General features: G+C 59.4%; 24 protein-coding genes. 12 read left to right on the top strand and 12 right to left on the bottom strand.

Going from position 1 to position 22997, the window contains the following annotated elements:
• Positions 1-10: 10 nt before the first annotated feature.
• The 6 genes from ACIQ3A_RS06915 to ACIQ3A_RS06890 are packed head-to-tail and all read right to left on the bottom strand — an operon-like array spanning position 11 to position 5440.
• Positions 11-898 (bottom strand): polysaccharide deacetylase family protein, encoded by an 888-nt coding sequence (locus ACIQ3A_RS06915; protein WP_396431017.1) that lies wholly within the window; start codon positions 896-898, stop codon positions 11-13.
• A gap of 1 nt (position 899) precedes the next feature.
• Positions 900-1649, bottom strand: coding sequence for an ABC transporter ATP-binding protein (locus ACIQ3A_RS06910; RefSeq protein ID WP_396431016.1), 750 nt, complete (start codon positions 1647-1649; stop codon positions 900-902).
• A 7-nt stretch (positions 1650-1656) separates the two neighbouring features.
• Positions 1657-2463 (bottom strand): ABC transporter permease, encoded by an 807-nt coding sequence (locus ACIQ3A_RS06905; RefSeq protein ID WP_396431015.1) that lies wholly within the window; start codon positions 2461-2463, stop codon positions 1657-1659.
• 15 nt (positions 2464-2478) lie between these two features.
• Complete coding sequence (locus tag ACIQ3A_RS06900) at positions 2479-3456, bottom strand: ABC transporter substrate-binding protein (protein WP_396431014.1); 978 nt, start codon at positions 3454-3456, stop codon at positions 2479-2481.
• A gap of 14 nt (positions 3457-3470) precedes the next feature.
• Positions 3471-4247 (bottom strand): enoyl-CoA hydratase, encoded by a 777-nt coding sequence (locus ACIQ3A_RS06895; protein ID WP_396431013.1) that lies wholly within the window; start codon positions 4245-4247, stop codon positions 3471-3473.
• Entirely contained in the window at positions 4244-5440 is a 1197-nt protein-coding gene (locus ACIQ3A_RS06890; RefSeq protein ID WP_396431012.1) for a CaiB/BaiF CoA transferase family protein, read from the bottom strand. The genes ACIQ3A_RS06895 and ACIQ3A_RS06890 overlap by 4 nt, the downstream gene beginning before the upstream one ends.
• 115 nt (positions 5441-5555) lie before the next feature.
• Here ACIQ3A_RS06890 and ACIQ3A_RS06885 point away from each other — a divergent pair, with 115 nt between their 5' ends.
• From ACIQ3A_RS06885 to ACIQ3A_RS06870, 4 genes are all read left to right on the top strand, one after another.
• A complete protein-coding gene (locus tag ACIQ3A_RS06885) occupies positions 5556-6221 on the top strand; it encodes a GntR family transcriptional regulator (RefSeq protein WP_396431011.1) in 666 nt (221 codons plus the stop codon).
• A gap of 33 nt (positions 6222-6254) precedes the next feature.
• Positions 6255-7097, top strand: a complete 843-nt coding sequence (gene pyrF, locus ACIQ3A_RS06880; RefSeq protein WP_396431010.1) for an orotidine-5'-phosphate decarboxylase — start codon at positions 6255-6257, stop codon at positions 7095-7097.
• An 85-nt stretch (positions 7098-7182) separates the two neighbouring features.
• A complete protein-coding gene (locus tag ACIQ3A_RS06875; RefSeq protein ID WP_396431009.1) occupies positions 7183-7905 on the top strand; it encodes a glutathione S-transferase family protein in 723 nt (240 codons plus the stop codon).
• The gene (locus tag ACIQ3A_RS06870) at positions 7902-8522 is read left to right on the top strand and encodes a glutathione S-transferase family protein (protein WP_396431008.1); all 621 of its coding nucleotides are present in this window, start codon (positions 7902-7904) and stop codon (positions 8520-8522) included. Before ACIQ3A_RS06875 ends, ACIQ3A_RS06870 begins: the two co-directional genes overlap by 4 nt.
• A 32-nt stretch (positions 8523-8554) precedes the next feature.
• On the opposite strand, the gene ACIQ3A_RS06865 is transcribed toward ACIQ3A_RS06870, so the two are convergent.
• Both ACIQ3A_RS06865 and ACIQ3A_RS06860 read right to left on the bottom strand, forming a co-directional pair.
• Positions 8555-10177, bottom strand: a complete 1623-nt coding sequence (locus ACIQ3A_RS06865; protein ID WP_396431007.1) for a long-chain-fatty-acid--CoA ligase — start codon at positions 10175-10177, stop codon at positions 8555-8557.
• A 26-nt stretch (positions 10178-10203) separates the two neighbouring features.
• Positions 10204-11379, bottom strand: a complete 1176-nt coding sequence (locus tag ACIQ3A_RS06860) for a serine hydrolase domain-containing protein (protein ID WP_396431006.1) — start codon at positions 11377-11379, stop codon at positions 10204-10206.
• A gap of 141 nt (positions 11380-11520) precedes the next feature.
• Between ACIQ3A_RS06860 and ACIQ3A_RS06855 the strand changes: the two genes are divergently transcribed.
• Positions 11521-11880 carry a MerR family transcriptional regulator gene (locus ACIQ3A_RS06855; RefSeq protein WP_396431005.1) on the top strand — a complete coding sequence of 120 codons (360 nt, stop codon included), beginning with the start codon at positions 11521-11523 and terminating at the stop codon, positions 11878-11880.
• Complete coding sequence (locus ACIQ3A_RS06850; protein ID WP_396431004.1) at positions 11877-12284, top strand: PaaI family thioesterase; 408 nt, start codon at positions 11877-11879, stop codon at positions 12282-12284. Before ACIQ3A_RS06855 ends, ACIQ3A_RS06850 begins: the two co-directional genes overlap by 4 nt.
• A 24-nt stretch (positions 12285-12308) precedes the next feature.
• Here ACIQ3A_RS06850 and ACIQ3A_RS06845 read toward each other — a convergent pair whose 3' ends face one another.
• Together ACIQ3A_RS06845 and uvrA are read right to left on the bottom strand one after the other, a co-directional pair.
• A complete protein-coding gene (locus tag ACIQ3A_RS06845) occupies positions 12309-12707 on the bottom strand; it encodes a glutaredoxin family protein (RefSeq protein ID WP_396431003.1) in 399 nt (132 codons plus the stop codon).
• 113 nt (positions 12708-12820) lie between these two features.
• Positions 12821-15748: an excinuclease ABC subunit UvrA gene (gene uvrA, locus ACIQ3A_RS06840; protein ID WP_396431002.1), complete on the bottom strand. Its 2928-nt coding sequence runs from the start codon at positions 15746-15748 to the stop codon at positions 12821-12823.
• A 157-nt stretch (positions 15749-15905) separates the two neighbouring features.
• Here uvrA and ACIQ3A_RS06835 point away from each other — a divergent pair, with 157 nt between their 5' ends.
• From ACIQ3A_RS06835 to ACIQ3A_RS06820, 4 genes are all read left to right on the top strand, one after another.
• Positions 15906-17093: an MFS transporter gene (locus tag ACIQ3A_RS06835; RefSeq protein ID WP_396431001.1), complete on the top strand. Its 1188-nt coding sequence runs from the start codon at positions 15906-15908 to the stop codon at positions 17091-17093.
• 67 nt (positions 17094-17160) lie between these two features.
• The gene (ssb, locus tag ACIQ3A_RS06830; RefSeq protein ID WP_396431000.1) at positions 17161-17652 is read left to right on the top strand and encodes a single-stranded DNA-binding protein; all 492 of its coding nucleotides are present in this window, start codon (positions 17161-17163) and stop codon (positions 17650-17652) included.
• 78 nt (positions 17653-17730) lie between these two features.
• A complete protein-coding gene (locus tag ACIQ3A_RS06825) occupies positions 17731-18732 on the top strand; it encodes a C4-dicarboxylate ABC transporter (protein WP_396430999.1) in 1002 nt (333 codons plus the stop codon).
• Between the two features lie 152 nt (positions 18733-18884).
• Positions 18885-20219, top strand: a complete 1335-nt coding sequence (locus ACIQ3A_RS06820) for a DUF3422 family protein (protein WP_396430998.1) — start codon at positions 18885-18887, stop codon at positions 20217-20219.
• Between the two features lie 22 nt (positions 20220-20241).
• Here the strand turns inward: ACIQ3A_RS06820 and mnmA are convergent, their stop codons facing one another.
• Positions 20242-21378 carry a tRNA 2-thiouridine(34) synthase MnmA gene (mnmA, locus tag ACIQ3A_RS06815; protein ID WP_396430997.1) on the bottom strand — a complete coding sequence of 379 codons (1137 nt, stop codon included), beginning with the start codon at positions 21376-21378 and terminating at the stop codon, positions 20242-20244.
• A 136-nt stretch (positions 21379-21514) separates the two neighbouring features.
• On the opposite strand from mnmA, the gene ACIQ3A_RS06810 reads away from it, so the two are divergent.
• Positions 21515-22180 carry a transglycosylase SLT domain-containing protein gene (locus ACIQ3A_RS06810; protein WP_396430996.1) on the top strand — a complete coding sequence of 222 codons (666 nt, stop codon included), beginning with the start codon at positions 21515-21517 and terminating at the stop codon, positions 22178-22180.
• A gap of 55 nt (positions 22181-22235) precedes the next feature.
• Here ACIQ3A_RS06810 and ACIQ3A_RS06805 read toward each other — a convergent pair whose 3' ends face one another.
• Complete coding sequence (locus tag ACIQ3A_RS06805; RefSeq protein ID WP_396430995.1) at positions 22236-22730, bottom strand: NUDIX hydrolase; 495 nt, start codon at positions 22728-22730, stop codon at positions 22236-22238.
• Positions 22731-22873: 143 nt separating this feature from the next.
• Here ACIQ3A_RS06805 and ACIQ3A_RS06800 point away from each other — a divergent pair.
• Positions 22874-22997, top strand: a 124-nt coding sequence (locus ACIQ3A_RS06800) for a hypothetical protein (protein ID WP_396431024.1), incomplete at its 3' end; no start/stop codon positions are given.

Genomic DNA, 22997 nt, shown 5'->3' with positions numbered 1-22997 from the left:
CGGGTGCGTTTTAAGGGGCTGTGGGTGCGGGCACCTGGGCGGTGTACCAGTCGGCTATCTGGGACCCGTTCATGAAGCACACCTGTGGTGACTTCATCAGCAAATCGAGCATGCGTTCGAAGCTGGCAAACCGGTGCGGCACGCCCATCAGGTGGGGGTGAAGACCGATCGCCAAGACCCGTGGATGCGTGACCGCTTCGCGCTCGAACAAGGCCAGAGTGCGCGCCAGACGTTCGTACATTTCATCGCTGGTGTGCTTTTCGATGGCGTAGATGATCGAGTCGTTGATTTCCAGGTTGTAGGGCAAGGCCAGCAAGGGGCCGTTGCGCGTTTGCATCCAGCTCGGCACATCGTCCACCACCCAGTCAAAGACGTATTCCACCCCTTGCTTTTTAAGGAGCTCGGGCGTGTCGAGGGTCTCGCGCAGTCCCGGGCTCAGCCAGCCTTTGGGGCGTTGGCCCGTGAGGCCGGCAATCATGTCCAGGCTGCTGGCAATCAGTGATTCTTCGGACTCGCCTTGGTTGTGGTTCAGACTTTTCTGGTGCACGCCATGGCCTATGAATTCCCAGCCCGCATCGTGCATGGCATGCGCCGCCTGGGGGTAAGCGCTGATCACGCCGGCATTGAAACTGGTGGAGGCCGGCAGGCCGCGGTCCTGAATGGCCCGCATGAGGCGTGGCAGGCCTGCCCGCATGCCGTAGTCGGCCCAGCTGAAGTTGGGCACATCAGGCACTGTCTCCTTGCCATGGGGTGGCGTGATGATGGTGCGCGGCATGCTCGACTCAAATTGCCAGTGTTCCACGTTCACCACCAAGTGCACCATGATGGCGCCCTGAGGCGAGGCCTTGAGGGCTGGCCCATCGTTGGAAAAGCGATAGGGAATGCGGGGGTTGGCCATGTCAGTGTCGAATGAGGTTGAGGATGTCGAGCTTGAGGGATGCGAAGGTTTCGCTGGCCGTGTCGGCCACGGTGCGGGGCCGGCTCAAGGGGACGGTGATCTTGGTCTGAATGCGGCCAGGACGCGCAGACATGACGTAAATGCTGCTGGCCAAAAAGATGGCTTCGTCGATGTCGTGCGTGACAAAGATGATGGTGGGTTTGAGTTTTTGCCAGACCGTCAGCAGCAGCTCTTGCATGGTCAAACGGGTTTGTGCATCGAGCGCACCAAAGGGCTCGTCCATCAGCAACACGCGCGAGCCCAAGGTCAGGATGCGCGCAATGCCCACCCGCTGGCGCATGCCGCCAGACAGCTGCACGGGCAGATGGTTCTTGAAATCGCTCAGCCCCACGATCTTGATCATTTCGTGGGCGCGGTCTTCGTATTCGCTGCGCGCCATGCCCTGCACCTTGGGGCCAAAAACCACGTTTTCCCAAACGGTGAGCCACGGAAACAGGGCAGCCTCTTGAAAGACCACACCCCGTTCAGGGCCCGGCTTGTCCACGGCTTGGCCATTGACCTGCAATTGGCCCTGGCTGGGCTGTTCAAACCCGGCGATCAGGTTGAGCAAGGTCGATTTGCCGCAGCCCGATGGCCCCAGCAAAGCCACCAACTCACCCGGCTCAACTTGCAGATTGATGTCTTCCAGAGCCTTGACGGGGGTTGCCCCGGGGTAGGTCTTGTAAAGGTTTCCGATGGAAATGTGGGACATATATATTTCAATGGCTTTGCAGCATGCGCCAGACCAAAACCTTGCTTTCGATGAAAACAATCAGTCGGTCACTTAAAAACCCCATGATGCCAATCGAGACCATGTCTGCCAGAACAATGTCCATGCGGCCCACGTAGTAGGCGTCCCACAGCACATAGCCCAGCCCGGATTTGACGGCCACCATTTCGGAAACAATCACGGCCGTCCAAGAGATGCCCAGGCCAATGCGCAAACCCGTGAAGATGGAAGGCATGGCCGATGGCAAGACCACGCGGTAAAGCAGCTGACTGCGGCTGGCACCCATCATCAACGCAGCGCGCACGAGGTTGCGCTCGACATCGCGAGCGCCTTGGGTGGTGTTGACCACGATGGCATAAAAGCCACCCAGAAAAATCAGGAAGATGGCCCCCATGTCACGGATGCCAAACAGCGCAATCGAAAACGGCAACCATGCCGTGATGGGGATCGGGCGCAAGCTCTGGATCAGCGGGTCAAAAAGTTGCTGAACCAGGCGACTCCAGCCAATCAGCAAGCCCAGCGGCACACCCAGCAAAGCGGCCAGAGTAAAGCCCTGAGCCACCCGCATCGAGGAGTACTGAACGTTGGATAACCATGAACCCAGGTAGGGGTTCAGGCCCATGCCTGGGGAGGCAAAGATCCAGTCATGCCAGCCATCCAGAACCTTCATGGGGGTGGGCAAGATGCCCGCCATGTCGGGTCTGCTGCCCGCGATTTGCCATATGGCCAGCACCACGGCTGGCACCAACATGCCAAGCAGCGTTCGCCGAAGGGTATCGAAAGAAGCGTTTGCCATGGTGGTGCTGCCTGCTTACTTTTTCAGTTCAATGACCATCGAGTCGTCGTAGAGTGCCGCAGCTTCCTTGGTCACATCTTTTTGCACAATGCCCTGCTTGAAGGCGGCTTCAGCCAGACGCGAGACTTGGTCTTTGGTCAGCACCCCACCCAGCTTGATGATCTTGGCCGATTCCTTGGTCACGTTGAGCGGCAAACCGGTGTACTTGGAATAGGCATCGGCAAACTGGTCCTTGCTTTTGCTCAAGGTTTCTTCGGCCTTGAGGTAAGCCCACAAAAAGCGGCGCACCAGTTCTTTCTTTTGCGCCATGGCTTCACCAGAAGCAGCCAGCAGACCTAACTCTGCGCCCACTGCGCGGGATTGGCTGTACTCCAGTTTTTGTGAGAAGTAAGCATCGCCTTCGGCCACAGCTTGTGATTCAAAGGGCTCCCACAGCACCATCGCATCGATGTCGCCGCGTTTCATGGCCTGCACAAAAGCAGTGCCGCCACCCTGCACGTTCACGGGGGTGAACGAGTTGTAAGGGATATTTTTTTCAACCAAGGTCATGGCCCATTGGAACCAGACGGCCGAGCCAGGCGCAATGGCAATTTTCTTGCCGCTGATGTCAGCCCAGTCATCGATCTTGACCCCTTTGCGCACCACCAGGTATTTGGGCGAGCTGGCCACACCGGTCAGGCCGATCAGGTTTTTACTGCCCTGTCCGGCCACGATGGCCAGGTCACCGGCGCCCACAGCTGAAACGTCCACCGAGTTGGACAGCAGCGCGGTTCTGGCATCGGCGTAGCGCACGAATTCGGCGCGCTTGACTTCGATGTTCATTTTCTTGAGTTCTTCTTCGACCAGCAACATGGGCGAAAGGTGACCCACTTTGACGTAGCCCACGGTGAGGGTGGCTTTGTCTTTGAGTGGCGCAGGGGCTGGGCCCAGTGCCATGGCCATGCCTGTCGAGACCGACAGCGCAAGGCCGATGAGGGATGTCAAAAGTTTCATCTGAATACTCCTGGTTAATGGCCGGTGAAATGAGGGGGTCGCTTCTGTGCGAAAGCCAGCCGGCCTTCCGCATAATCGGTGCTTTTGAAACAGGCGTCGATGGCGGTTTTCACTGACGTCATGTCTTTTTCATCTTCTGCCAGGGCCACCAGAGTTTTCTTGGCGGCCTGAATAGTCAAGGGCGCATTGGCTGCAATGTCATGGGCCATTGCGGTGCAATGCGCAAACACATCGTCAACAACTGCAAGGACCATGCCCATGGCCTGTGCGCTGGGTGCGTCATAGACCTTGGCGGTGTAGAAAGCCTCTGCAGTGGCCTGGGGCCCGAGGTTGTTCAATATGCTTTTCATGTTCTCGCAGTCGTAACCCAGGCCCATGCGGGCGGCAGGCATGCGAAAGCGTGAATGGGGTGCCGCATAGCGCATGTCGCAACTCAAGGCCAGGCCCAGCCCGCCGCCATAACAAATGCCACTGATGGCTGCGATCACCGGTACCCGGCAGCGAAAAATGGCTTGTTGTGCGCGCTTGACCATTTGGTTGTAGTGGGCGACCGAGTCGGCTGAATTGCGCTGTGTCTCGAACTCGCCGATGTTCGCGCCCGAGACAAAGGATTTCTCGCCTGCGCCACGCAGCACGCAAACACGCACTTCAGGGCGCTGGTCGACCTCTTCAAATGCCTGCAGTAAATCTGTCCACATGGCCAGGCTCATCGCGTTGTGCCGTTCGGTGTCGTCGATGGTGATCTGGGCCACGTGGCCTTCGACAACCAGATCGATACGACCCGCCGTCATACAACGCCTCTTGCATGAAAGTCACGGATGGCGCTGGCCGAAAACCCGAGGTCATCCAGCACCTCGTCGGTGTGCTCACCCCAGCCCGGCGCGGGGGCCACCACCTTGGAGGGGGTGCGGCTGAGCACCACGGGTTGGGTGATGAAGTGCATGTCCTTGCCAAACTGGGTGGGCAAGGTGGCGGTCACATTCAGGTGTTTGACTTGCGGGTCTTCAAACACCTCGGGCACGGTGTAAACCGGGCCTGCAGGCACGCCCGCCTGGTTCAGCAGGGAGACCCACTGATGGACGGTTTTTTTCGAAAACTCATGGGCGATCAGCTGGTTCAAACGCTCCCTGTTCTTCACGCGCAGGGGTTCGTTGATGAATTCGGGGTCTTGATACCACTCTGGCTTTTCCAGCACTTCGCAAAAACGTTTCCAGTTGCCCTCGCCCGAAGCGCCCAGGTTGAAACAGCCATCGTTGGCCTGAAACAAACCCATGGGTGAACTGGTCGGGTGGTTGTTGCCCACCTGAACGGGTACGTCCTGGTCGTTCAGGTAGCGGGCCATCTGGAAATCCATCATGGCAATTTGCGAATGCAGCAAAGAGCTTTGCACCCATTGGCCCTGCCCCGAGGTCTGGCGCTCAATCAAGGCCACCAGAATGCCGATGGCGCAGTACAGGCCGGCACTCAGGTCGGCCACCGCCAGGCCTGCGCGAACGGGCCCGTGTTCCGGCTCTCCCGTCACGGTCATGAGGCCACCCATGCCCTGAATGATCTGGTCAAACCCGGGGCGCCAGGCATAAGGGCCGTCCTGGCCAAAGCCCGAGATGCTGGCCAGAATGATGCGCGGGTTGATCGCCTTGAGGGACTCGTAATCCAGGCCCAAGCGGTCCTTCACATCGGGCCGCCAGTTTTCTACCACCACATCGGCTTCGACGATCATGCGTTTGAGGATGTCCATCGCCCCCTCTTTCTTGAGGTTCAGCGTCATGGAGCGTTTATTGCGGTTGATGTTCTGAAAATCCCCCCCCTTGCGGTTGGCTGCAAACAGTGCTTCATTGGGGTCGACCCCTTCAGGGGGCTCCACGCGGACCACGTCGGCACCAAAATCGGTCAAGATCCGCACGCAATTGGGGCCGGCCCTCACCCGGGACAGGTCGATGACCTTGAAGCTTGAAAGTGCAATGGAAGCTTGTATTTTTGGCATAAGTGTTGATTTGGACATTTTTAAAACAAATCGATTGTCCATAAATATATTTATAGCTCATATCTGTATTCAAAGCAATATGACAAAATATCAGTGTTAGCCCTGAGAAAGCCCCATGAAAGTCAGCGACCAAATCCGTTTGCACTTGGAAGAAGCCATTTCCAAGGGCGATTTGTTGCCCGGGGATGCCATCGACGAAAGCGGCCTGTCAGAGCGTTTTGGCGTGTCAAAAACACCCATACGCGAGGCGCTGATCCAGTTGCAAGCCCAAGGCTGGGTCAGCAATATGCCGCGGGGTGGCAGCACCGTGGCCAAGATGAACCTGCAGCAATTGCTCAGCTTGTGGGAGTTGCTGGCCGAGCTGGAGGCCGTGGCGGTGCGGCTGGCCTGCGAGCGCATGGGCGCAGAGGATATGCAGCGCTTGTTTGAATTGCACGACCAAAGCCGCTTGGTGGCGGCAGCGGAAGACCTGCAGGGCTGGCAGAAGCTCAACTTGCAATTTCACGAGCTCATTTACCAAGGCACGCGCAACCCATTTTTAAGGCAAGAAGTGTTGCGCATCCGGTTTCGCACAGGCGTTTACCGCAGGCATGCGTTTGGTGCCCTGGGCCGCTTGCAGGCCTCGTTTGATCAGCATGATGAGATTGTTCTGGCCTTGAAGGCGCGAGATGCCAAAGCGGCTGAGACGTCCATGCGCGACCACATGCGGCCGGGTCGCGATGCCAAAAGCCTCAACGACTTCATCCTCAACTTGCCAACGGACCTTCTGGCGGCCCAGTGAATCGGCGCCATGGGGCCCCCTTAAAATGCCCGAATGACCTTTCTTGACATGTTGCGCGACGCCGAGCGCCAAAACGGCTCCATGCTTTGCGTGGGCCTGGACCCTGAACCCACCAAGTTCCCAGATGGCTACAAAGGCGATGCCAACAAGATTTATGACTTTTGCGCCCGCATCGTGGACGCCACGGCCGACCTGGTCAGCAGCTTCAAACCCCAGATCGCTTACTTTGCTGCGCACCGCGCTGAAGGCCAGCTTGAACGCCTGATGGAACACATGCGCCGCGTGGCCCCGCACGTGCCCATCATTCTCGATGCCAAGCGCGGCGACATCGGCTCTACGGCCGAGCAATACGCCAAGGAAGCTTTTGAGCGCTACGGTGCCGATGCCGTGACTTTGTCGCCTTTCATGGGCTGGGACTCGGTCGCACCCTATCTTCAGTTCGAAGGCAAGGGCGCATTCTTGCTGTGCCGCACCTCCAACCCGGGCGGCGACGACTTGCAAAACCAGCGTCTGGCCTCGGTCGAGGGGCAACCGCTGCTTTACGAACATGTGGCCCGTCTGGCCCAGGGCCCTTGGAACCTGAACGGCCAGTTGGGCCTGGTGGTGGGAGCCACCTACCCCGCAGAGATTGAACGGGTTCGCGAAATCGCGCCCACCGTGCCGCTGTTGATTCCCGGTGTGGGCGCACAAGGCGGCGATGCGGTGGCCACGGTCAAAGCGGGCTGGCGTGGCAAGCCTGACGGCAGCAGCGCGGGCTCGATCATTGTCAATTCATCGCGTGCCGTACTGTATGCCTCGAGCGGCAAAGATTTTGCCGAAGCCGCCCGCAGGGTGGCCCTTCAAACCCGCGATACGCTGGAAGCAGCCAAGGGCTGAGCTCAGCCTCGGGTTGCTTTTTTGGGGGTGCATGGGTGTCATCTGGGCGGCAGTCTGGCAGACTGCCCGCTGCTAATCTTTGCCCATGATCGACCTTTACACCTCTGCCACGCCCAACGGGCACAAAGTCTCCATCGTGCTTGAAGAGCTGGCGCTGCCTTACACGCTCAAGCTGCTCGACCTGACCTTGGGCGAGCAAAAGTTGCCGGCGTTTTTGGCCATCAATCCGAATGGCCGCATTCCCGCCATCGTGGACCGTGCGGCCGATGATTTCGCGGTGTTCGAGTCGGGGGCGTGCATGATTTACTTGGCCGAAAAAACCGGACAGCTGATGCCCACCGATGCCAAAGGCCGCTCGCGCGTCTTGCAGTGGCTGATGTTCCAGATGGGCGGCATCGGGCCGATGATGGGACAGGCCAATGTGTTCTTTCGCTATTTTCCAGAAAAGATCCAGCCCGCCATCGACCGTTATCAAGGCGAAAGTCGGCGGTTGTTTCGCGTGCTCGATGGGCACCTGAAAGACCACGAATACCTGGCGGGCGATTACTCGATCGCTGACATTGCCAACTGGGCTTGGGTGCGCACGCACCGCTGGTCGGGCGTGGAGGTCGATGACTTGCCGCACCTCAAGCGTTGGCTCGAAGCCATTCGCATTCGCCCGGCTGTGTTGCGCGGCATCGAGGCACCGCCCTCCAAGATTGACCTGCGCAGAGACGGCGAGGACAAAGCCAGGGCTTATTCGGAGAAGGCCCGCACCATGGTCGAGATGGGTCAAAGCAATAAGGCTTCTAGTGGAGGCCACCCATGAAACTTTACACCGCCCAACGTGCCCCCAGCCCCCGCCGTGTGTTGATGTTTTTGGTCGAGAAAAACATCACGGGGATCGAAATGGTGAGCCTGGACCTGAACGCTGGCCAGCACCGCCAGCCTGACTACTTGGCCAAAAGCCCGCTGGCCAAAGTGCCCGCTTTGGAATTAGACGATGGCCGCGTGATCACTGAGACGCGGGCGATTTGCACCTTGCTGGAAGGCCGCTATCCCGAGCCCAACCTGATGGGCGTGGACGGTGATGAGCGCGGATTCATCGAGATGGCCGACCGCCAGGTGGAGTTGTATTTGCTAGGTGGCATTGCCAACGCCATTCGCCACAGCCACCCCGGCTTGGCTGCGCTGGAAAAACCGCAGTTTCCAGAGTTTGGTCGCTCGCAAGCTGAGAAAGTGCGTGAGGTGGCTCGCTGGTTTGACCAGAGCCTGCAAAGCCAGCCCTGGATAGCGGGGGCGCGCTTCACCATTGCCGACATCACCGCGTTTTGCGCATTGGAGTTTGCCCGGGGCCTGATGAAGTTTGTGCCGGGCGACGAAGGCATGCAGGCGCTGCAAGCCTGGCGCGACCGGATGAACGAACGGCCGAGCGCCAGGGTTTAACTTGACGGGGCTTAAGCCTCAGGGTCTAAGCGTCAGCTGAACAGGCCGCCGTATTCCTTGCGCAGTTCGTTCTTCTGCACCTTGCCAGTGCCGCCCACCGGCAGCGATTCAAGAAAGACCACGTCGTCCGGCACCCACCATTTAGCCACCTTGGTGGTGAGGAAGTCGAGGATGTCTTGCTTCTCCACGCTTTGCCCCGGCTTGCGCACGATGAACAGCAGCGGCCGCTCGTCCCATTTGGGGTGCTTGACGCCAATCACGGCGGCCATGGCCACGCCAGGGTGGCCGATGGCGGCGTTTTCCAGATCGATGGAACTGATCCACTCGCCACCGGTTTTGATCACGTCTTTGGTCCGGTCGCGGATCTGCATGGTGCCGTGCACATCAATGGTGGCGATGTCGCCGGTGGGGAACCAGCCGTCCACCAGCGCAGTTTTTTCGGCCTTGTAATAACGCTCCACGATCCACTGGCCGCGCACCATCAACTCGCCTTGCGAGCTGCCGTCGCGGGGCAGGCTGGCGCCCGTTTCATCGACCACTTTGATCTCGATGCCTGACACCGTTTTGCCTTGCTTGGCCACGATGGCATGTTGTTCGATGGCAGGCTTTTGGCGATCGGCGCGGCTCAGGTTGCTCATGGTGGCCACGGCGGTGGTTTCGGTCATGCCCCAGCCGTGGCGCACTTCCACGCCATAGTTGTCCATGAACTTGGCAATCAGCGCCATGGGCATGGCCGAGCCGCCGACGCAGGTGCGCTTCATATGGGCAAAGCGCAAGTTGTTTTGCTCGACGTGTTGGATCAGGCCCATCCAGATGGTGGGCACGCCCGCGCTGATGCTGACCTGCTCGGCCTCCATCAACTCAAACAGGCTTGGACCATCGAGCTTGGGGCCGGGCAAGACCAGCTTGGCACCCGCAATGGGCGCAGCGTAAGGGATGCACCAGGCATTGATGTGGAACATGGGCACCACCGGCAGAATGGTCTCTTGCGTGGACAGACCCAGCACATCGGGCAGGCAGGCGGTGGCGGCGTTGATCACGATGGCACGGTGCGAATACAGCACACCCTTGGGATTGCCGGTGGTGCCCGAGGTGTAGCACAGGGCCGCTCCGGTGTTTTCAGGGAGCTCGGGCCAGTCAAACGTGCTGCTGTGCGGCGCGATCAGGTCTTCGTAGTTCAGCACCGAGGTCACGCCATCGATGACGGGCGTGTTGGCCGCATCGGCCAGACAGACCCAGGCCCGTACTTGGGGGCAATGCGCGGCAATGCCTTTGACCAAGGGTGCGAAGCTGGCGTCAAACAGCACGACTTCGTCTTCGGCATGGTTGATCACATAGATCAATTGCTGCGGATGCAGGCGTGGGTTGCAGGTGTGCATGACCATGCCACTGCCCGAGACCGCGTAATAGGCCTCCAGATGGCGGTGGTTGTTCCAGGCGATCGAACCCACTGCGCTGCCCGCTTTCAGGCCCATTTGCGCCATGGCGTTGGCCAGCTGGCGTGAGCGACGGGTCAAACCGGCGTAGGTGGTGCGGTGCAGCGGGCCATGTGTTTCGCGTGACACAATTTCCTGGTCGCCAAACTGCGCAGCGGCGTGTTCGAGGATGCCCGAAATGAGCAGTGGGCGTTCCATCATGAGGCCAGGCTTGGTCATGTCTTTTCCTAGGTGGATGAATCTAATTACAGCAGCGCCGCGTACACCAGGTCGCGGAACAAAGGGCGATAGTAATCGCGCTGGTTGGGCGCCTGGACCATCAGCATCGCATACATGTCCAGCGCCGGGTCCACAAAGAAGGTGGTGCCTGCGATGCCGCCCCAGTAATACAGTCCGACCGAACCAGGTACGGGCGACAAGCCCAGGTGGGTGCGTACTGCAAAGCCCAATCCAAAGCCATGGCCTGGGGGCAGCAAAGTGCCGTCGGCCGGCATTTTGCCCAAGTGGTCTGCGGTCATGAAGTCCACCGTGTGTGGACTCAGCAGGCGTACGCCATTCAGCTCGCCCTTGTTGCGCAGGCAGTGCAAGAAGCGGGTGTAGTCCATGGCGGTGGACATCAGGCCGCCGCCGCCACCTTCCATGGCCGGCACTTGCCGAGGCTCCAGAACTTTCATGGGCACACCGCCATCGGGGTCGTGTGCAAACGGCTCGGCAATGCGGTGTTGCTGCGCCAGTGGTACCGCAAAGCCGGTGTCCACCATGCCCAAGGGGCCAAAAATTTCGGCTTGCAGGAATGCGCTTAAGGCTTGCCCGCTGACCACTTCGACCAAGCGCCCCAGCACATCGGTGGCACGGCTGTAAGCCCAGACGCTGCCGGGCTGGAACTGCAGGGGCACCGTTGCGAGCGTTTGCGAAAATTCGGCGTTGGTCCGCTCGCGTGAAGCGATGTTGACTTGTGCATAGTGCCGTTGCACAGCCGAGTCACCCAAAAATTCATACGTCAGGCCCGCTGTGTGCCGCAACAGGTCTTGCACGGTGGCCGGGTTGCGTACGGGCTCCAGCCCAGTGGCTGTAGAGACTTGCTGGTGGGCGTACTCCGGCAACCAACGGCTCACCGGGTCGCTCAGCAGCAACTGGCCACGTTCGACCAGCATCATCACCGCCACCGAGACCACCGGCTTGGTCATCGAATAGATGCGAAAGATGCTATCGGTTTGCATGGGCGTGCCCGTGCCCGGGTCTTGCTGGCCCACGGCTTCGAACAAGGCGATCTGACCTTGTCGGGCGATCATGGCCACCGCGCCCGGTAGCCTGCCGCTGGCCACTTCGCACCGCAGGGCGTCCATCAGCCGTTGCGTGCGCTCGGGGCACAGGCCCACATCAGCAGGGTGGGCGTGGGGTAAATCGGGGTGTTTGGTCATCGGGTGCTCCGGTTGAAGGTGTTTTGTACACCAGACTTGTGGCATGGGGTATCACCTGCAGCGCAGCGGTCGCTTGGTCTTGTCGCCCATGCGTCAAAGGCCATAACCCTCGCGCTGTGCGAGCCTTGCTAGACTGAATTCATGCGAATTTCAGAACTCTCTGCCAAGACCCAGGTGTCGGTGCACCGCTTGCGGCGCTACGAGGCCGACGGCCTCATTGACAGTCAGCGATTGCCCAATGGTTACCGCGAGTACGACGAGAAAATCGTGAAGCACGTCATCTTCATCGCCATGTCTCGGGAGCTGGGTTTCTCGCTGCCCTTCATTGCCGAGTGTTTGCCGCGTTTCAAAGCGGGTAAGTTGTCAGCGCAAGACATGATCGAAGCGATCCTGGCGCGTGTGGCCGAGATTGACCAGCTCATCCACGCGCAAAAAGCGCTTCGCCAAAAACTGATGGACCACATCGTGTGGTTCAAAACCCAAGTCAGGAGAAAACCATGAGCCCTATTGAGATGTTGAAAAAAATCAACGCCATGGCCGAGTTCAACCGCTGGTGCGGCATTGAGGTGACCGTGGCCGAACCCGGGTTTGTGGAAATCCAGATGCCATGGCGGCGGGAAGTCGGCCCGTACTCGGGCTTCTTGCATGCGGGTTTGATCGGCACCTTGATCGACACCGCTTGCGGCTTTGCAGCCGTTACCGTGGCCGGACCGAATTTGTTGGCAGCCAACTTTTCGGTCAATTGCTTGCGCCCCGCCGTGGGGCAAAAGTTCATTGCGCGGGCTCGGGTGGTCAAACCCGGCAAAGCACAGGTGTTCACCAGCTGTGATTTGTTTGCGGTGGATGCAGAAGGCGAGAAGCTGGTGGCAAACGGTCAGACCTTGCTCACTGTGATCGCCGCGTGACCTGTGCAGCTTGGCAAATGGCCCTCAAGCTGCAGGTGCCGCAAAGCGCTCACGCAAATAGTCCACGATCTCGCTCGAGTCTTGCAGCCAGCGGGTTTGGCCGTTGGCCTCGGTGATCTTGAGGCAGGGTACTTTGCTGGCACCGCTGCCTTGCAGCAGTTGTTCGCGGTGAGCGTTGTTGTGCTGCGCGTCGCACTTTTCAATCGGCAGTGACAGGCGGCGCATTTCCTGGCGCACTTTGATGCAAAACGGGCAGGTGCTGAACTGGTAAAGCGCCAGACTTTGGCATTGCAGGTCGACGGCGGTTTGTGCTGCCGGCGCCCGCTGCACGCCAGTCGGCTGGGTCAGGCGCTCTTTGAGCAGCATGAAGGGCCCCAGCACGGCGCGCAGGGCTCTGAAAAAGGCACGGATAACAGTTTTCATAGAGGCTTTATAAAAATTTCAAGACAGGGTGAATCAAGCGTGAGGTCAGCGTTGCATCAGAGAGGTGCTGGGGGTGCATGCAAGCGGAGAAAGTGCTGTGCAGTCCAGCGCGGTCACAACAAGCGCGCCAAGTAATGGCCCGTGAAACTTGCTTTGTTTTTGGCCAGTTGCTCCGGCGTGCCTTCGCCCACCACCATGCCGCCACCAGCGCCGCCCTCAGGGCCCATGTCGATCAGCCAGTCGGCGGTTTTGATCACATCCAGGTTGTGTTCGATGATGACGATGGTGTTGCCTGCGTTGCGCAGTTGGTGCAGCACCTTGAGCAGCAGGTCGATGTCGGCAAAGTGCAGGCCGGTGGTGGGTTCGTCCAAAATGTAAAGAGTGCGGCCCGTGTCGCGCTTGGACAACTCCAGCGCCAGTTTGACGCGTTGCGCTTCACCACCGGACAGCGTGGTGGCGCTTTGGCCTAGGCGAATATAGGTCAGGCCCACATCCAGCAGGGTTTGCAGTTTGCGCGCAATGTTGGGCACAGCGCTGAAAAATTGGTGCGCAGCTTCCACCGTCATGTTCAAAATCTGCGCGATGTTTTGGCCCTTGTAGTGCACTTCCAGGGTTTCGCGGTTGTAGCGCATGCCGTGGCACACATCGCAGGGCACATACACGTCGGGCAAAAAGTGCATTTCAACTTTCACCATGCCATCTCCCTGGCAGGCTTCGCAGCGGCCTCCGGTCACGTTGAAGCTGAATCGGCCCGGGCCATAGCCGCGTTCGCGAGCTGCGGGCACTTCGGCCATCAGTTCGCGGATGTGGGTGAACAGGCCCGTGTAGGTGGCGGGGTTGCTGCGTGGAGTGCGCCCAATGGGGGACTGGTCCACGCTGATCACTTTGTCAAAGTGTTCCAGCCCCTTGATCTCCTCGTGCGCCGCCGCCTCGTCGTGGGCGCGGTGAATCTGGTGCGCAGCAGCCGTGTACAGCGTGTCGTTCACCAGGGTGGATTTACCCGAGCCGGACACGCCTGTCACGCAGGTGAGCAGACCCACCGGGAACTTGACGTTCACAGCCCGGAGGTTGTTGCCCGATGCGCCAATGATCTCGATGAAGTCTTTGCCCGCTTTGTGGCGTTTGGGCACCTCGATCTTTTTACGACCCGACATGTACTGACCCGTGACCGAGTCGGGCGCAGCCAAAATGTCGGCGCAGGTGCCTTGCGCCATGACGCGGCCGCCGTGCACGCCGGCGCCAGGGCCCATGTCAATCACGTGGTCGGCCACGCGGATCATGTCTTCATCGTGCTCGACCACCAGCACGCTGTTGCCGATGTCACGCAGGTGTTGCAGCGTGCCGATCAGGCGGTCGTTGTCGCGCTGGTGCAGGCCGATGCTGGGCTCGTCCAGCACGTACATCACGCCCGTGAGGCCGGAACCAATCTGACTGGCCAGGCGAATGCGCTGTGACTCGCCGCCCGACAAGGTGTCGGCACTGCGGTCCAGGCTCAAGTAATTGAGGCCCACGTCGTTCAAGAACTTGAGACGCAGGGCGATCTCGCGCACCACCTTGTCGGCGATCGCAGCCTTGGCCCCTTGCAGTTGCAGGCCTTGAAAATACTGCTGTGATTCGCCCAGCGTGATGTGGCTGATGTCGTAGATGGCGCGGGACTGAGCCCCTTCGCCGATGCGCACATGGCGCGCTTCGCGCCTCAGGCGAGTGCCTTTGCAATCGGTGCAGGCTTGTGTGTTGCGGTAACGCGCCAGGTCTTCACGCACCACCTGCGAATCGGTCTCACGGTAGCGCCGCGTCATGTTGGGGATGATCCCTTCAAACGGGTGCTTCTTGCTGACTTTTTTACCCTCTGAAGCCCCCGATTCCATCACGTAGCTGAACTTGATGTCTTCGTCGCCGGAGCCGTGCAGCAGCACTTGTTGTGCGCTCGGCGGCAGGTTTTCAAAAGGCGCTTCGATGTCGAACTGGTAATGCTTGGCCAGACTTTCGAGCATGCTGAAGTAAAAGCCGTTGCGGCGGTCCCAGCCCTTGATGGCGCCACTGGCCAGGCTCAGGCTGGGAAAGGCCACCACTCGCTCTGGGTCAAAAAACGCCATGGTGCCAATGCCGTCACAGCTTGGGCAAGCGCCCATGGGTGAGTTGAACGAGAACAGGCGTGGCTCCAGCTCGCTGATGGAATAGTGGCAACTGGGGCAGGAAAATTTGGCGTTGAACAGGTGCTCAATCCCGCTGTCCATCTCCAGCGCCACGGCCCGGTGTTCGGCCAGGTGCAGCGCGGCTTCAAAGCTCTCGGCCAGACGTTGACGCAGTGCATCGCGGGCTTTTGTATCGGATTCAGACCTGACCTTGAGCCGGTCGACCACCACATCAATGTTGTGCTTTTCATTCTTTTTGAGTGCGGGCAGATCGTCGACCTCACAGGTCTGGCCGTTGACGCGAAAACGCACATAACCCAGCGCCTGCATCTGCTCGAAGACTTTTTCAAACTCGCCTTTTTTCTCACGCGCAATCGGCGCGAGGATCATCAGCTTGGTGTCTTCGGGTAAGGCCAGCACGGCGTCCACCATTTGGCTCACGGTTTGGGCCTGCAGCGGCAGGTCGTGGTCAGGGCAATAGGGCGTGCCCGCACGGGCGTACAGCAGGCGCAGGTAATCGTGGATCTCGGTCACTGTGCCCACGGTGGAGCGCGGGTTGTGGCTGGTGGCCTTTTGTTCGATGCTGATGGCGGGCGACAGGCCTTCGATCAGGTCCACATCGGGTTTGTCCATCAGCTGTAAAAACTGTCGCGCGTAGGCTGACAGGCTTTCCACATAACGGCGTTGGCCTTCCGCATACAGCGTGTCAAAGGCCAGGCTGGACTTGCCCGAGCCCGACAGGCCGGTGATCACCACCAGCTGGTTGCGCGGGATGTCGAGGTCGATGTTTTTCAGGTTGTGCGTGCGTGCGCCCCGCACGCTGATGTGGGTTTGCCGCAGCGCAGCCGCCAGATAGCGCGCTTGTTCGGGTTCTTCAGGCAACAAAGGGGAGTCAACAAGGTTCACGTGGAGGGTCAGATCAGCAAAACCCTCGATTATCCCCGTCGGCGTGGTTTTCGACGCTGGAGTCGGTCAATCGGGGACAATCCGCCTTTTGTCTGTGCCCTTCATCGGGTTTTTTGTGGCCGATTCATTGCAACCATCTTCCGCTGATTCTTTGGACATGACGCCCTTGGAGCGCCGCGCCAGCGCCTCGTTGGCCAGCATTTTTGCATTGCGCATGCTGGGTTTGTTTTTGGTGTTGCCGGTTTTTGCCCTGGAGGCGCGCAAGTACCCCGGCGGCGATGACCCGGTCATGTTGGGTTTGGCCATGGGCATTTATGGCTTGACCCAGGGTTTGTTGCAACTGCCTTTTGGCATGGCCTCTGACCGTTTTGGGCGCAAGCGGGTCATCGTGCTGGGCTTGGTGATTTTTGCCTTGGGCAGTTTTTGGGCCGCTGCCGCCACCGATTTGAACAGTCTGCTGATCGGACGCAGCCTGCAAGGCGCTGGCGCTGTTTCGGCCGCTGTGACGGCTTTGTTGGCCGACCTGACACGCGACGAAGTCCGCACCAAGGCCATGGCCCTGGTGGGTGGCAGCATCGGGCTGATGTTTGCCGTGTCTTTGGTGGTGTCACCCCTGCTCACGGCCTGGATCGGTTTGTCGGGCTTGTTTTGGCTGACCGGTGTGCTGGCCATTGCAGGGGTGGGTGTGGTGATTTGGGGGGCGCCGCCTGCACCTTTGCCTGCACCGGGGCAGGCTCGAGGGCAACTGCGAGATGTATTGGCCCATGCCGACCTGATGCGGCTGAATGTGGGTGTATTTGTTTTGCATGCCGTGCAGCTGGCCATGTGGGTGGCGGTGCCGGCCATGCTGGTTCAGGCGGGGCTGGACAAGGCGCTGCACTGGCAGGTGTATTTGCCAGCCGTTCTGATTTCATTTTTGTTTCTGGGTGTGGTGTTTGCCATGGAGCGGCGCGGCCACCTGAAAAAGGTCTTTTTGCTCTCGATTGGCTTGATTGTTCTGGTGCAAGCGGGTTTGTTGCTGCAGTCTGCAGGCACCACCAGCCTGAGCGCATTAACAGTTTTGATGCTGGTGTTTTTCTGCGGCTTTAACGCGCTCGAGGCGACCCAGCCCAGCCTGGCTTCTCGCATCGCACCCAGGGCCATGCGTGGAACGGCCTTGGGGGTTTACAACACCCTGCAGTCGCTCGGTTTCTTTGTGGGCGGGCTGGTGGGCGGATGGTTGGTCAAATCCTGGGGCAGCCCGGCGGTGTTTTTGTGCTGTGGTGGGGCCATGTTGGTTTGGCTGCTGGTCGCTTGGCCCATGACGGCCCCAGGCCGAAGTGCGTCGGTCAGGCAGGTCGCCTGAGGGTCGACCAAGCGTGGAGAGTGGCCGGGGAATGGCCTCATAATTCGAACATCATCGAGGAGTTTTCATGGCATCCGTCAACAAAGTCATCATCGTCGGCAATTTGGGCCGCGACCCGGAAACCCGCTACCTGCCCTCGGGCGATGCGGTCAGCAACATCAATGTAGCCACCACTGACCGCTACAAGGACAAAGCAACCGGCGAGATGAAAGAAGCCACCGAGTGGCATCGCATCAGCTTTTTTGGCAAATTGGCCGAAATAGCAGGCCAATACCTGAAAAAAGGCTCGCAGGTCTACGTTGAGGGCAGCTTGCGTACCCGCAAGTACACCGACAAGGACGGCATTGAAAAATTCGCCACTGAAATTCGCGGTGAAACCATGCAGATGCTGGGTGGCCGCCAAGGCATGGGCGGCCCTGCGGAAGAGGGTGGCGGCTATGCGCCGCGTCAGGCTCCTGCAGCCGCTCGTCCGGCCGCAGAACCTGCGCAGCGGCCAGCCCCAGCCGCCAAGCCAGCTGCCAGCAACTTTGACGACATGGACGACGACATTCCGTTTTGACAATGGGCTGCCTGTTGGCCGTCAAAACCCGTGGCATGGACCACGGGTTTTTTTATGTCTGCGAAGGAAAACCGCACCATGATTGAAAGTCGCCCTGTTTCATCCGTTCAGCATTTGAGTTTTGCTTGGTTCGCCATGGTCATGGGCCTTTGCGGCCTGTCGCTGGCTTGGTTTCGGGCGGAGCCCCATCTGGGGCCTATGGCTGTGCAGGTGTCGTGGGGCGTGGGTGTCCTGGCCGGAGGTGTTTTCGTAGCGCTGACAGTGGCCAAACTGTGGCGCTTGATCCGGTTCCCTGCGGCCGTGCTGGCCGATGCAACCCATCCCATGCGCCACGTGTTTGTGGCCACACTGCCCTCGTCTTGGGTCTTGATTCCTACGGTTTGGGTCGTGCATTTCGGTTACAGCCCGTGGGCAGACGCTTTGTGGATGCTGGGTTCGGTGGGCTTGCTGCTGGGGACCGTAGAGGTCATTCGGCGCTGGTTTCAGCCAGGCCTCACGGCGAATGACTTTTGGCAGGGCATGACCCCCGCCTTGTTTATTCCCGTGGTGGGCAATGTGCTGCCCGGTTTGGCGGGCGCCACTTTAGGGCACCCGGTTTGGGTCACCGCCCAATATGGTGTTGCGGTGATGTTGTGGCCGGTGGCTTTGGTGCTGGTGCTGGTGCGCATTGGCATGGTGGGCATGTGGCCGCCCCGCTTAATGCCTGCTACCTTCATCACCATGGCACCGCCTTCCCTGCTGGCTTTGTCGGGGGCCAAACTGGGCGCGCCCGATGTGCTGGTGTACATGCTTTGGGGGGTGTCCCTGTTTTTTACCCTCGTGTCATTGACGGTGCTCAAACGCGTTCTGGCGCAGGCCTTTGGCATCCCCTATTGGGGCATGTCATTCCCTTTGGCCGCTTCGGCGGCCGTGTCCTTGCATTTGGCACCCGCCCAGGGTTGGGTTCATGTTCTGGCCTTGGCTTGGCTGGTTTTTGTCAGCAGCGTGATTTTCGGCTTGGTGGTGGCCACTGTGCGCGGTCTGCTGCAAGGCAGTTTGCTATGGCCTGAACAGCAGCCCTTGCCGCCTCCAAGGCCATGAGTGTGGGGGCCTAAAAGCCCGCCCTTTCATGTTCTTCTGTCGATCAGGACGGAGCGTCCAGCGTGTTCAAGCTGCGTCAGGGATGCCTTCAGCCAGCAATTTTTCTGGCTTTGGGGGTGTTCTGGCCGCAATAACCTGGTCAAAATGTTGCTATGAACGAAATCACATCCCGTTTTCTGCCGCAAGAGGAATCTCAGCGCCGCGAATTGCACAATGAAGTTCACGCGCGCCCCTCTGCCCGGGTGCGCTTGCCAGCTTTGATCGTTTATGTGGCGGTGCTCAATTCCGGGGTCTCCAGGGAGCAGGAGTGGGCCCATTTGCGCCTTTTGCCTGGCCACGCCGACTTGAGTCTGGAGAGCTTGAAGAGCAACTTTTTGCGTTTGCGCTGTGACCACTTCACCGTCAAATGGGAACGGCACACCGAGTTCACGCGTTATTCCATCGTGCAGGCTTTGCCGGCACATGCCGGCTGGGGCGCAGAGTTGCCTGATTTGGCCGAGCATGTCGTGACTGGTACAGAGTGGCTGCGCGGCTTGCCTGGCCAAACCATGGCGGCCATTCACTTGGGCATGTTGCAGGCCGACATCAATCAACCCGACCTGATCACCAAGGCGCAGGCCTGGTTGGGGGAGGGGGCGGTACTGGCCTCGCGCATGGGCAACACCACCGAGGGCTTGCCGCATTCCTGCATCCTGACCCATTTCCGCATTGGGGCCGATGGCTTTGAGCGCATGCTGGTGCTGGCCCCCGAGGACACCAGCGGCGCGCGAGCAGGCCGCATCTCGCAGCGCCTTCTCGAGATAGAGACTTACCGCCTGATGGCGTTGCGTGGTTTGCCGGTGGCCAAAAACCTTTCCCCCATGCTGTCAGCTGCCGAATCACAGCTGGCCGATATGACGGGCCTGCTGGAACGCAAAGGGGAAAGCGATCAAGCGCTGCTCGACTTGCTGGTGTCTTTGGCTGCACGGATTGAGCGAGCCACCGCGGAGCATGGGTTTCGGTTTTCAGCCACCCGAGCCTATGACGTCTTGGTCAGCCAGCGATTGGCCGAGCTGCGTGAGCGGCCCATTTCGGGCACCCAGACGCTGGGAGAGTTCATGCAGCGCCGCTTGTCACCCGCCATGGCCACGGTGGTGGCCACAGAAAAGCGCCTGGCTTCCTTGGCCGAGCGGGTTTCTCGCACCAGTGCCTTGTTGCGCACCCGGGTGGACATTGCCACCGAGGCGCAAAACCAGGTCTTGCTGGAAAAACTCACCAAGGGACAAGCTTTGCAACTGCGCTTGCAAAGCACCGTGGAAGGTTTGTCGATTGCCGCGATTTCCTATTACGTGGTCAGCCTGTTGATGTATGGCGCCAAGGCCATGCATGCTGCGGGCGTGCCGATTGAGCCGGAGGTTGCTGTCGGATTGCTGGTGCCCTTGGTGCTTTGGCTGGTGTGGCGAACGAGCCGCAAAATCCACGCCAAGCTGAAAGACGATGGCCATTGACGGACTGGCGCCTGGCAGCCCTTCAGTGGGTGAGCGTTTGCGCTAAAGAGATGACCCCTCCGCCCAGGCAAACTTCGCCGTCGTAGACCACGGCACTTTGTCCAGGCGTCACAGCCCACTGGGGTTCTTTAAAAGTCAGCTCAAATCCCGCTGGCCCATCGGCCATTTGCAGCTTGTGCAACAAGCAGGGCGCGTCCGACTGGCGGTAACGCGTTTTGGCAGCATAGGGGCCTTCTTGGGGGGCCATGCCTGCGCACCAGCTCACATCCATCGCTTGCAGGCTGGGCGATTGCAGCCAGGGGTGTTCGTGACCTGGCACCACCCACAGGGTGTTTTTTTCGAGGTCCTTGCGGGCCACAAACCAAGGCGTGTGTTCACCACCGCCGCGCTGGGCTCCTTTGGCCTTGATGCCGCCAATGCCCAAGCCCTGGCGTTGTCCCAGGGTGTAAAAGCTCAGGCCCACATGTTGGCCAATGGTCCGGCCTGTGGGGTCCTTGATCGGCCCGGGTTCTTTCGAGATATAGCGGTTCAAAAAATCACGGAAGGGCCGCTCGCCGATGAAGCAGATGCCCGTGGAGTCTTTTTTCTTGGCATTGGGCAGGCCGATTTCTTCGGCAATGCGCCGCACTTCGGTTTTGTGCAGCTCACCCACCGGAAACAGTGTTTTGGACAACTGCGGCTGGTTCAGGCGATGCAAAAAATAGCTTTGGTCTTTCCCCGGGTCAAGGCCCTTGAGCAGTTCGTGCCGACCGGTCTGCGCATTCAAGCGCACGCGCGCGTAATGGCCTGTGGCGATTTTTTCAGCCCCCAGCCGCATGGCATGGTCCAGGAAGGACTTGAACTTGATTTCAGCGTTGCAAAGGATGTCGGGGTTGGGCGTGCGTCCGGCCTGGTATTCACGCAGAAACTCGGAAAAAACCCGGTCTTTGTAATCGGCCGCAAAATTGACATGCTCAATCTCAATGCCCAGCACGTCGGCCACGGCTGCTGCATCGACAAAATCGACGTTGGAGGAGCAGTATTCGCTGTCATCGTCATCTTCCCAATTTTTCATGAAGATGCCAATGACGTCATAGCCCTGTTGCTTGAGCAAATAGGCGGTGACAGCGGAGTCGACGCCGCCGGACAAGCCGACGACCACGCGAGTGTGTTGGGACATGTCGCAATTATCCTGTGGTGGCCAGTGTTGTCTGCCAGGGCCGTCAATTTACAATGCAAATTGTTCCCTATTCATGAAAAAAACCTGCACTTGGTGCCACCACCTCAGAACATTTGCGCACGACGTCGCGCATGGGATGTTCATCATTACCCACAGTGGTTTGGCCATGGTGGGCCTGACTGCGGCCAGTCTGGTTCTGGCTTTGTGGCTGAACCCGCAATGGCTGCATGCCTCTGAAGGTGAAGTGTTCAATTGGCTGCGTGAGCGGCAGGTGCTGTTGTGGTGGTTGCCTGAAAACACGGCTGAGCGCGCAACGGCCATGAGTTTGCAGGACTTGCCCCGTTCCCAGGCCGCAGTGGCTGAGTGGCTGGGGCGCAAATACAAGGTGGCGCCAGAACCTTTGGCCGCCTTGGTGGCCGAGTCCCATGCCTTGTCGAAAAAAACCAAGCTGGCACCCCATTTCATTTTGGCCGTGATGGCCATCGAGTCCAACTTTCATCCCTATGTGCAAAGTCAGGCGGGGGCGCAGGGATTGATGCAGGTGGTGACCGAGATTCACGAAAAACGTTACGAGGCCTATGGCGGGCGCCTCGCCGCCTTTGACCCTGTCGCCAATTTGCGTGTGGGCGTTGCAGTGTTGTCGGACGCCGTCAAACTGCGCGGAGGCTCTTTGGAAGAGGGTCTGAAGTTTTACCTGGGCGGCTATGCCTTGACCGAAGATGGCGGCTATGTGGCCAAAGTCTTTGCTGAACAGGCGCAACTGGACTTGGTTGCGGCAGGGCAGAAGGTGCCTGTGCAGTGAGGTTCAAGGGCTGGCGCCAGCCTTGAGTTGCTGCCCAAGCCCAGCCGCAAAGAGGTCATTCGGGCAGGGGGGGTAAGTCGGCGACGGCCGGGTCGGTGTAGATCACTTGCAAGGGGAAGCGTTGTCCCGCCAGGTGATCTTCAATGCACTGCAACACGAGTGGGCTGCGGTGGCGCGCAGCACTGGCGCGTACTTCCTCCGGCGTCATCCAGAGAGTGCGCTCAATGCCTTCATCGAGGCTCAAATGGGGCTGTACCGCACCGATCTCTCCGCAAAAAGCCATCCGCACATAGGTGATGTCCTCGCCAGTGGCTGGGCGCTGAAAGCGCGACAAATAAATGCCGACGAGCGCGGTGGGGTTGAAGGGGCGGGTCGTTTCTTCGAGCGCTTCGCGAGCGCAGCCTTCTGCAGGCGATTCGCCGGGGTCCAGATGGCCTGCCGGGTTGTTCAGGCGCAAACCTTCCAGGGTGTGTTCTTCGATCAACAAGTAGCGGCCATCCTTTTCGATGATGGCGGCCACGGTGACATTGGGTTTCCAGCGTGTGTCCATGGGCTGATTATCTGCGGGGCTTCCTCAGGGTTTACCCGAGATTGGGTCGGGTGGGGGGGTGTAAGTTTCGGTATATATTTTGAGCAATGATTTGCGTTCCAATAAGCAGGTTCAGCGATTTCACAATTTTCAGGAGATAAACCATGCGCATTGGTGTGCCGCGAGAGATATTCCCCGGTGAAAAACGGGTGGCTACCGTGCCCGATGTGGTGACTAAACTGGTCAAACTTGGTTTTGACGTGGTGGTGGAGCAGGGCGCGGGGGTAC

It is taken from the genome of Limnohabitans sp. (genome assembly GCF_044361985.1).
Taxonomy (GTDB): Bacteria; Pseudomonadota; Gammaproteobacteria; order Burkholderiales; family Burkholderiaceae_C; genus Limnohabitans_A.
Note: the sequence above shows the minus strand (reverse complement) of the source record. Positions and strands in the feature narration are given on the sequence as shown.